Here is a 9,154-nt window from a genome sequence, read left to right on the forward strand (position 1 = left end):
AGGTTATTTGGCAGTTTGAGGGTGAAAAAGGTTAGTTTGTTATTATTTTACTTAAGCCACCTTCGGGTGGTTTTTTAAATTTAGTCCTATCCACTCAACCGCAAACCCACGCTCAATCTGGACAGCATAACTATCAACAGCATACCCCGACGCTGACCCAAACTGCATTGGGTGGTCAACACTTAGCTGAGCGACTCACGCAATTGGCAACGGGACTAGGCAGAAACGTCAAAGACCATGCCAATATTAAAACTCAGTTAGAGAGTATCGCCAAGGAACAAGACACTAAAACCCATCAGCAAACACCTTACACGCTAATCGATGTTGAGTTTGGCGGGGTTGCCTAACATTATTCCTGATAAAAAGACGTTGATGGATAGGGTTTATAACTTAGCGTATCAGTTTGTTGATGATGATGAGGAACCTTATGCTAATACGCCTTACACCGCTATTAATAAAGTAACAGGAGAAGAGTTTAAAGGTAATACAGATAAAGACGGTTGGTCAGAAAGGTTTCAATCTAATAGTGAAGACGATATTGAGGTGGTTTTGAAACTTGATTGGCAGAGTGATAATGAAAGGAGTAAGTAATGTCTTCATCTACAGGTACTACAAAATCTACACCCAATAATAAAAAAGTAAAAATTTCTCCTCCTATCGAGTTATTTTTACTATTTTGGGTTGATGAATGGGATAGTGGAACAAAAATGTTTTCTGAGTCAGCACAAACGAGACTAAAAAATATTAAAAAATCAAGCTGGTACAAGTCTAGTATTCATAAGGTTCACTGTCCTCCAATACAAGCCTTACAAGAAATACAAGTCATAATAAATAATTATATAAAAAAATACGGAGGCAAAAGTAAAGTTAGAACTAGAGAAGTAAGTATATTTTCTCATTCTGGAACTGATGGGCCTATCACTTATGATACACCTAACGACCCTCCGCTTAATGACAAAAAAAAGCAAATGCATATAGATGGCTGGTCAAGTATAGATTTTAACTGGGCTACATACAAAGGTGTAACTACAACTAGATGTGTTTTCTTTGGATGTAGATCTGCCTTAAAAACTAATTCTTTTGCTAAAAGAATTTCAGCATTACCGAACTATTCTACTGTTGAAGTTATAGGTCAAAGCACATCATCCTTCCCTTCTGTATTTCCTGATTACCGAGTAACGACAGGCGCTCGAAGTATTCCTATATTTGGAGGAGCAGGCTGGGATATTGCCAATACCTACATGGTAGGTAGCTTAGGCGGCAAGGGTCTTGATTCTATAACTTGGCAGGGAGTAGAAAAACCCAATCTTAAAGATTTTCCAAAAGCGGAAGTTATGAGGTTCTATAAAAATAACACTATTACTAATAATTCTAATCAAGGTATATTCAATGATCATAGGTAAGAAATACTATTGCATACTTTTTATTGTAATTATTCTATTATTAACTATATATTTAGTGAGTAAAGTTATGTCTATTAACGCAGAAAAAAACCTTTATATAGATATAGATGTCGACAAACATTTACAGGATAATATTGTGGTAAATATTGAGTTATTAAGGAATAGTCATGAATATAGTGAGTATGTTGAAACTAAGCTAATTAGTATTCATAATCAAGAAAAATACAGTAACTCGACGAGAAAAATTGATCTTGATAACTCCTTCGTTTATGAATTATTCGTCAACTATAAAAACAGAAAATTTTTTAGTATAAGTAAAGATCAAATATATGATCATTACAATACAGATGTAAAGAATAAATTCAAAATACTAGAAATAGACAATCAAATCTATCTGCTAGATTACGGTTTATATAAAAAAAATGAAAACTATGGTACTACTTTCGATACTTATCTGTTAGAAGAAAAAAAAATATCAGAATTACCTGATTCTAGAAAATTCACTTATTCTTCAGACCATGACCGATTTATAATTCAGCCGATGGATATGGACTCAATAAATTACTTTTCAAAACTTTCATATCCTGAATTGGAAGAATTTAAATTTATTCTTAGTGATCAAAAAAAGATTGAAGAGCTGAAAGCGCAGTAAAGTATATTAATAGACTGCACTAACAAATGATGGTGAGCACTCATAGAGCCGATGATCAAACGCTAGTTCAGTCTATTGGCGATGGTGAGCATTTGATTAATACGGGTAGTCTGCTATCGAATACCCGTCCTAGTCTGTTTACCACTGAGAACGAACAAGCGATAGAGAGTGGTTATCGCAATACCGACAATGGCTTATCAGAGTGGGTCACTGATCATCGTAGCGCGCAAGCGTACTCGCAGCTCAAGGTCGAAGACGGACAAGTGGGCGCAACGTTTAAGATGGGGGTTATCAATCCATCAGACACCGCCAAACGTCAAGGTATCAATGCGGCTACTAATGCCCAAATCAATATAAAATCAGGCGAAGCGCTCGTTCTCTCCACCCAAGCACAAACCCACGCTCAATCTGGACAGCATAACTATCAACAGCATACCCCGACGCTGACGCAAACAGCATTGGGTGGTCAACACTTAGCTGAGCGACTCACGCAATTGGCAACGGGACTAGGCAGAAACGTCAAAGACCATGCCAATATTAAAACTCAGTTAGAGAGTATCGCCAAGGAACAAGACACTAAAACCCATCAGCAAACACCTTACACTCTAATCGACAGCGCAGCAGACACAAGTTATGTCAGTGACGATATACTGATTCATAGAACTATGGGTGAGATGATTAATACCACTCAGCAAGATATGATGATCAGTAGTGGCGATAGTCATCATCAAGTCAGTAGCGAGTCTCTAAATATCATAGCCGATGGTCAATTTAGTATGACCAATGCCAAAGAGAACATCACCCTTTCTGCCCATACGGGGAAACTTGAAGCCACGGCTAAGCAGGATATAAACATCGCCTCCTCGACCAAAGAGGTTGAGATAGTCGCAACGAACAAGATCACGCTGACGGCTGGTGGTGCGAGTATTGTCTTAGAAGGCGCTAATATCACTATCGCCGCTAAGCAGTTTACGGAGAAAGCTGGGAAGCATAGTAAGGCTGGAGGCGGTATGGATGGGTTAAGATTGGCGGGGTTACCACAACATATCGTTAAACTAAAAAATTCAGTACTACGAAAACCAGATTGGGTTGCTTTTGAAGAAAATACTCTTGATTTAGCTGGAATGAAATGTCGCTTGACTCTAACCAATGGAGATTCTATAGATTCAATATTTGACGAAAACAGTTATGTAGAGTTTAAAGATATATACGGCGAAGAAGTAAGAATATTTGAAATTTTATTTGATGAAAAGACTAAATCTAAAAATAGCTTAGTTGACGATATATTAAAATTAATGTCCGAGTAATATTAAATAAAGGAGGTTTCTATGAGCGGTTACACAGGAGTTAGTGATTATAACTCTGCCACTAGAGCTTGGAAAGATAGAGTTTATCTTGAAGAACAAGCTAAAATTAATAATATAAATTATGTTGATGGGACGGAAGTCCTTAACCATTCTATCAAAGGATTTGAAGGTGCAGCCTCTAAATTCGCTAAAGATTTCATAAAAGATGCAAATGCTAGAATTAACTATACTAAAAAAATAAAAGAGATTTCTAATGAGACTTTAAAGGCAGTAGATAGTGGAAAGATTACTGTTGTAGAAGGTTTAGAGTACAGTAGTAAAATGCGTAACGTAATTATGGAAGAAACAAGAAGTATAACATCAGTACAAAGTCAGGCTGGGGCAATTAAAATGAAGAAAGTTGGAGTTAGTACAGAAGATCTAATGGATAAGTATTCAGAAAAACTTTTTTCCAAAAAATTTAATAAACTAAGTCCAATAGAAAAACAAAAAGTACAATACCATATTATAGAGGCTTCTGGTAGGAACCGTAAAAGTGTAACAATAAAAGTAAAACGTTTAAAGGTATTAGGTAAGGTTCTTTGGGTAGTTACTGCTGCCTTAGCAATCTATTATATTGCTACAGCAGAAAATAAAGTTAAAGAGTCATTTGTTCAAGGTGGCACTATTGGTGGTGGCCTAGCTGGAGGTACGCTTGCAGGAATGGGAGCATCAATAATCTGTGGGCCTGGTGCTCCTATATGTTTCGTTGCCGTAATACTAGTTGGTAGTGTGTTAGGAGGACTAATAGGTTCGGAAGTAGGTGAAGCTCTATATGAAGAGGCGGAGGAGTTTACTACATGGAAGGTATTGTGAAAAAAAGAGAATTATGGTCAGCATTATCTGAATTATTTGTTGATAATGAAATAAATTACGATGCTATTGCGAAGAAAGTTCAAAGTTATTCTTTAGATACAATTGAATATTCATTGTTTTATGAAGTAGCCCCTATTTGTTCACTAAATTTTTCAAGCGTTATACCTGCTGTGTGGTCTTTTTTTGAGATTGACACTATTGCACCATTAATTGAACAACATATCTCAAGATATAATAATGAAAAATTATATAAATTAAAAGCTGACTTTTTAGTAAAGTATTATAAGTTTCACTATAAATCAGAATGGTTGGAATTACAAAAAGAGATTATTTTTTTGAAAAACAATTGAAATACTTAGAGGTTAACCAATAACAGGGATGGTTATGTTTAAATATAAACTTCTAAAAGTAACCTTAATATTAGCATCACTATCTTTTTCAACTACTGCCTGCCAAGCAGAAAAAGAGAGCACTATGCCTGATAAACCTTTAGAAATTTCATTAAACATGACTGCTAAAGAGTTATACGATGCCAACCCTGAGTATAAAGCTTTTCAAGAAGCGGACGCTCAACCTATGGGCGTTACTTTTCAAGGTTATGACTTTCCAACATATAAAGAGCCTACTGTCATTATCAAATATCCTAATGGTGAATTTGCTATCGATGGTGTTATGTCAGTCTTAGCTTATGAGGATAATAAACAAGAAAGTTATAAACTCTCTAAAATCAATCTTAGTTTTTTATTCAACCATAAAGTAAGCGGTATATCAGATAAAGATGCTTATAAAAAAATGATATCTTTCTTTAAAGAGCTACAGAATAAAGGTTGGACACATGCTAAAACTTTAAGTGAACCTCGTTTAAGCCCCAAAGATAGCTTTACATTTGCTACTAAAGAAGATGGATATGCCTTCAGTCTTAACTATACTTATCCATTAAGTTTTGAACAGTGGTTGCAGCTCGATGATCTACAAACATGGCAACTGCGACATGGTACAGATGTATTTATGAATATTAGAATGAATAGACAAACAGATTCATCCACAGGTAAGCGTCATTACCTGATTAGTTTAGAGGTTTTCAATGAAGTAGAGCTACTACTACAAATCGTTCCGAATGATTATGATGAGCCTTTGACTAAAGAATACAGTAAGCTTTATGACAAACTACCTGAAGCTAGACTCTTTATTGAAACTGAAGCTATTAAAATGGGATTAAAGATTCAGCAGAACCAACCTGACTATACCCTACCACTCGTACTTAAAGAGACAGGTATCGATACCAGCAAATCTGTATCAATTGACCCTTATAAAATTACCTACGAGGATTTTATTAAGCGTCAAGAGGCGGGCGAAGACATGACGCCGTACTATGAAAATAAAACCAAACCCAATAAACCTGAAATTACTAGTCAAGCTCGAGGCCGTTGCCTAGCTGGTCAGCCCTGCCCTAAGTCAGGCTACTGGTTCACGCAAGCAAAATCTGACAGTCGTGCTTACTTTAAGCAAGGCGACATCATGCCAGACTATCCAAACAATAACTGGGGTGAGGTGATTTGGCAATTTGACGCTGAAAAAGGGTAATTAATATATTATTTTATTCAAGCCACCCTTGGGTGGCTTTTTATATTTATTAATCTCTACTCAACCGCAAACTCACGCACAGTCTGGACAACATAACTATCAACAGCACACCCCGACTCTCACCCAAACTGGTCTTGGCGGTCAGCATCTAGCAGAACGTTTAACACAGTTGGCAACGGGCTTGGGTAGATCGGTTAATGATCACAGTGTCATCAAAACACAGTTAGAGAATATCAGCAACGAGCAGCAAACCAAAACCCATCAAACAACGCCCTACACCCTTATCGATAGCGCAGCAGATAGTAGTTACGTCAGTGAAGACCTGCTGATCCAACGGTCGATGGGTGAGATGATCAGCACTACCCAGCAAGATATGAGTATCAGTAGTGGCGATAGTCATCAACAAGTCAGTAGCGAGTCTCTAAATATCATAGCAGATGGTCAGTTTAGTATGACCAATGCCAAAGACAATATCATGCTGTCTGCGCACACGGGTAAGCTTGAAGCGACCGCTAAGCAAGATGTCAACATTGCCTCCTCGACCAAAGAGGTTGAGGTCGTAGCCACCAATAAGATTACGCTGACGGCTGGTGGTGCCAGGATCACGCTTGATGGTGCTGACATTACGATTGCAGCGAAACAGTTTACGGAGAAAGGTGGCAAGCACAGTAAGGCTGGAGGTGGAAATGATGGGCTTGGGTTGGCGGGGTTGCCTAGTTTGATAGCTGGTGCGATGTATAAAGCAAAGTTCAAATTTGCAGACGATGATGACATTGCTTATGCCAATACTCCTTATATTGCTATTAATGAGGATACGCAAGAGACCTTTGAAGGTATAACTGATGCTGAGGGAAGTACAGAGAATTTCTATAGTTCTGACTCCAATAAGATTAAAGTGCATCTAAGAAATGAAGACCCTTGGGGATCTATTGAACTTTATAAAGTTAAATTTAAGTTTACTGATGATGATGGTAACCCGTATAGTCATGTTCATTATCGTGCAGTATCTGAGGTAAAAGAGTTAATTTATTTTGGAACTACTAATGCTGAGGGTGAAACTGCAAACCTTGTATCATCAATTGAAGAAAACTTTAATGTTCATCTTTATCTATCAACGATTGGAGATTAGTAGTTATGCAGATTATGCGTAAAGAGTCGAGTGGCAAAACAACTGCTGACGGCAATAATATAGATGTAAAAATAACCAGAAGAAACTCAAACTTAAAGGTTTGTCCTATTATTAATAATTTAGTGTTTAGTGACATAAGTTTGAGGTGGCTTGAAAGTATAGACTCACGTATAGAATCAGCTAGCTGGTTAAGTAAAATTTTACCTGCCGCATTTGCAGGACTCTTATTTACAAAAAGACCTGCTGGCGGGAGGACATCATCTGGAATACCAATTAACTCAATTTGGGGTATATCGGCAAAAGCAGAGTTAGAAGCAGCCATAAAACCTGCCCCTCGAAAAATAGACGGAGCTAACTGGGTATTATTTGCAGAAGCAATGGGTAGTGTTGATCAAATAAAAAGGAACATGGTTGAAAAGGATGCTTATCGGGCTATTTTAGAATTAGAATCTGATGGCTATTCTAAACACAATAATGAAATAAAATTCTTTAAAGCTATTGCTGAAGGATGTATGCCATGAAATATATTAAATTATCATTAATATGGAGTATGACATTGTTATGCATCTCGTGTTCACAGTTCATAGGTGCTAGTGAACATTCTTTAGCTCTAGATAGAGCAGTTCAAACTATGAATGATGCAGTAGATTTGTGTGAAGAAGATAAAAACTCTATTAAAGATCCTGAACTAGATGATTTAAAAGCTATGAGCAAATTTTCTGAAAATACTATCAATGCTTATATAATATATCGTAGTAATATAAATGACCAAATTTGTCTGATACAAAATGGTGCTACACCCAGAGAATACATTTTGGCTGTAGCTTTAGATAGTAATATAGATTATTTTACTCGCAGGGAAGCCGAACACTTATTTAAAACTCTAATGCCTTATGACTTTATAGGTAATGTTAATTATATTAACAACCTACCTGAAGAAGAAAGAAATAAACTTCATCAAATAGACTACTTAAACAGTAGTTTTGATTTGTTGGTTACAACAAGGGCATTGCGAGCATATAAAGAGAATATTTCAAAGTAATTTTGTTATTCAAAGTTTTAACTTCTGCAAGCTATTCAAAGTTGTATCTCAATTTCAGCATAAAAGATCATTACAAAAAATTATTATTTCAAGCTATTGAAGATGGATGTATACCATGAAAAAAACTATATTCTTTTCATTAATATTAATTATATTTTCAGTACCAGCTTGTGCTAAAACAGAGAAAAAATTAGAAGATGAAATTACTCTAGAATCAGCAATAGAACAGTACGAGAGCACTATAGATCTATGCACTGCTGAAGAAAAAAGCAGAACTTTACCTGATGAAAGTACTTTAGAGAAGATAAGTGAAATTGACATAAAAAAAGTTCAAGATTACATATTATATCGTTCAGATATCAACTATAAGATCTGTATGCTTAAAAATGGTGCAGCTCCACTTGAATATTTTGTAGCTTTATCAACAGATAAGGCAAAAAGCTCCGCAGTACGAAAGAGAGCACGTTTAATTTCTGAAGAAATAGTCAGCAGTCATATAATAGACAAAGTAAATAACATTTCAAGTTTAACATCAGAAGAAATGTTACAACTAAAGTCAATCAGTTATTTAAACACAAGCTTTGATGCGGTTAAAACATATGATACTTTACAATCTTATAACAGCCAAAAAATCGATTGACTTAATGATAAAAATTAGAATAGTAAGAAGCAGTGCACTTTGATGTTTGATCTGAATGAGTAGATAGATATGTTGAAGCGATTAAGGTTCATTACTTCTTTTTTTATCATATTAATAGCTACTTCTTGCCAAGCTAAAACAAAGGTTGTTATGCCTGATAAACCTTTAGAAATTTCATTAAACATGACTGCTAAAGATTTATACGGTGCTAACCCTGAGTATAAAGCTTTCCAAGAAGCAGACGCTCAGCCTATGGGGGTTACTTTTCAAGGTTATGATTTTCCAAGATATAAAGAACCTACTGTCATTATTAAATATCCTAATGGTGAGTTAAGTATTGACGGTGTTATGTCAGTCTTGGCTTATGACGATAACAAACAAGCAAATTACAAACTCTCGAAAGTCAATCTTGGCTTTTTATTCAACCATAAAGTAAGCGGTATATCAGACGAAGATGCCTATCAGAAAATGATGGCTTTCTTTAAAGAACTGCAAGGTAAGGGTTGGACTTATGCTAAAAGTTTAAGTGAGCCTCGTTTAAG

At 36.0% G+C, this 9,154-nt stretch carries 13 protein-coding genes; all 13 read left to right on the plus strand.

Annotated elements, in window-relative coordinates:
• Positions 1 to 203 precede the first annotated feature (203 nt).
• Positions 204 to 347 carry a hypothetical protein gene (locus AAEY79_RS13955; RefSeq protein ID WP_352288801.1) on the plus strand — a complete coding sequence of 48 codons (144 nt, stop codon included), beginning with the start codon at positions 204 to 206 and terminating at the stop codon, positions 345 to 347.
• A complete protein-coding gene (locus tag AAEY79_RS13960) occupies positions 331 to 591 on the plus strand; it encodes a hypothetical protein (RefSeq protein ID WP_157823970.1) in 261 nt (86 codons plus the stop codon). Before AAEY79_RS13955 ends, AAEY79_RS13960 begins: the two co-directional genes overlap by 17 nt.
• Positions 591 to 1,403 (plus strand): hypothetical protein, encoded by an 813-nt coding sequence (locus AAEY79_RS13965; protein ID WP_352288803.1) that lies wholly within the window; start codon positions 591 to 593, stop codon positions 1,401 to 1,403. Before AAEY79_RS13960 ends, AAEY79_RS13965 begins: the two co-directional genes overlap by 1 nt.
• Positions 1,404 to 1,470: 67 nt before the next feature.
• The gene (locus AAEY79_RS13970; RefSeq protein ID WP_156915640.1) at positions 1,471 to 2,055 is read left to right on the plus strand and encodes a hypothetical protein; all 585 of its coding nucleotides are present in this window, start codon (positions 1,471 to 1,473) and stop codon (positions 2,053 to 2,055) included.
• A gap of 32 nt (positions 2,056 to 2,087) precedes the next feature.
• A complete protein-coding gene (locus AAEY79_RS13975) occupies positions 2,088 to 3,362 on the plus strand; it encodes a DUF2345 domain-containing protein (protein ID WP_352288806.1) in 1,275 nt (424 codons plus the stop codon).
• 21 nt (positions 3,363 to 3,383) lie between these two features.
• Positions 3,384 to 4,217: a hypothetical protein gene (locus AAEY79_RS13980; protein WP_025652072.1), complete on the plus strand. Its 834-nt coding sequence runs from the start codon at positions 3,384 to 3,386 to the stop codon at positions 4,215 to 4,217.
• Entirely contained in the window at positions 4,202 to 4,567 is a 366-nt protein-coding gene (locus tag AAEY79_RS13985; RefSeq protein WP_025652071.1) for a hypothetical protein, read from the plus strand. The genes AAEY79_RS13980 and AAEY79_RS13985 overlap by 16 nt, the downstream gene beginning before the upstream one ends.
• A gap of 34 nt (positions 4,568 to 4,601) precedes the next feature.
• Complete coding sequence (locus AAEY79_RS13990; protein WP_352288809.1) at positions 4,602 to 5,801, plus strand: hypothetical protein; 1,200 nt, start codon at positions 4,602 to 4,604, stop codon at positions 5,799 to 5,801.
• A gap of 28 nt (positions 5,802 to 5,829) precedes the next feature.
• Positions 5,830 to 6,930 carry a DUF2345 domain-containing protein gene (locus tag AAEY79_RS13995; RefSeq protein WP_025652069.1) on the plus strand — a complete coding sequence of 367 codons (1,101 nt, stop codon included), beginning with the start codon at positions 5,830 to 5,832 and terminating at the stop codon, positions 6,928 to 6,930.
• 5 nt (positions 6,931 to 6,935) lie between these two features.
• On the plus strand, positions 6,936 to 7,451 hold the full coding sequence (locus tag AAEY79_RS14000) for a hypothetical protein (RefSeq protein ID WP_025652068.1): 516 nt from the start codon (positions 6,936 to 6,938) through the stop codon (positions 7,449 to 7,451).
• Positions 7,448 to 7,972: a hypothetical protein gene (locus AAEY79_RS14005; protein ID WP_025652067.1), complete on the plus strand. Its 525-nt coding sequence runs from the start codon at positions 7,448 to 7,450 to the stop codon at positions 7,970 to 7,972. The genes AAEY79_RS14000 and AAEY79_RS14005 overlap by 4 nt, the downstream gene beginning before the upstream one ends.
• Positions 7,973 to 8,087: 115 nt before the next feature.
• Positions 8,088 to 8,612, plus strand: coding sequence for a hypothetical protein (locus AAEY79_RS14010; protein ID WP_025652066.1), 525 nt, complete (start codon positions 8,088 to 8,090; stop codon positions 8,610 to 8,612).
• Between the two features lie 150 nt (positions 8,613 to 8,762).
• Positions 8,763 to 9,154 (plus strand): hypothetical protein (locus AAEY79_RS14015; protein ID WP_350588507.1); only part of this gene is annotated, 392 nt, incomplete at its 3' end.

The sequence above is a fragment of the Psychrobacter sp. GW64-MNA-CIBAN-0177 genome (assembly GCF_040309585.1).
Classification (GTDB): Bacteria; Pseudomonadota; Gammaproteobacteria; order Pseudomonadales; family Moraxellaceae; genus Psychrobacter; species Psychrobacter okhotskensis.

Bases quoted from the DNA above. Each gene is read 5' to 3' on its own strand.
- AAEY79_RS14005 (WP_025652067.1), top strand. From the start codon at position 7,448: ATGAAATATATTAAATTATCATTAATATGGAGTATGACATTGTTATGC.
- AAEY79_RS13985 (WP_025652071.1), top strand. From the start codon at position 4,202: ATGGAAGGTATTGTGAAAAAAAGAGAATTATGGTCAGCATTATCTGAA.
- AAEY79_RS13970 (WP_156915640.1), top strand. From the start codon at position 1,471: ATGTCTATTAACGCAGAAAAAAACCTTTATATAGATATAGATGTCGAC.
- AAEY79_RS14010 (WP_025652066.1), top strand. From the start codon at position 8,088: ATGAAAAAAACTATATTCTTTTCATTAATATTAATTATATTTTCAGTA.
- AAEY79_RS13980 (WP_025652072.1), top strand. From the start codon at position 3,384: ATGAGCGGTTACACAGGAGTTAGTGATTATAACTCTGCCACTAGAGCT.
- AAEY79_RS14000 (WP_025652068.1), top strand. From the start codon at position 6,936: ATGCAGATTATGCGTAAAGAGTCGAGTGGCAAAACAACTGCTGACGGC.
- AAEY79_RS13990 (WP_352288809.1), top strand. From the start codon at position 4,602: ATGTTTAAATATAAACTTCTAAAAGTAACCTTAATATTAGCATCACTA.
- AAEY79_RS13965 (WP_352288803.1), top strand. From the start codon at position 591: ATGTCTTCATCTACAGGTACTACAAAATCTACACCCAATAATAAAAAA.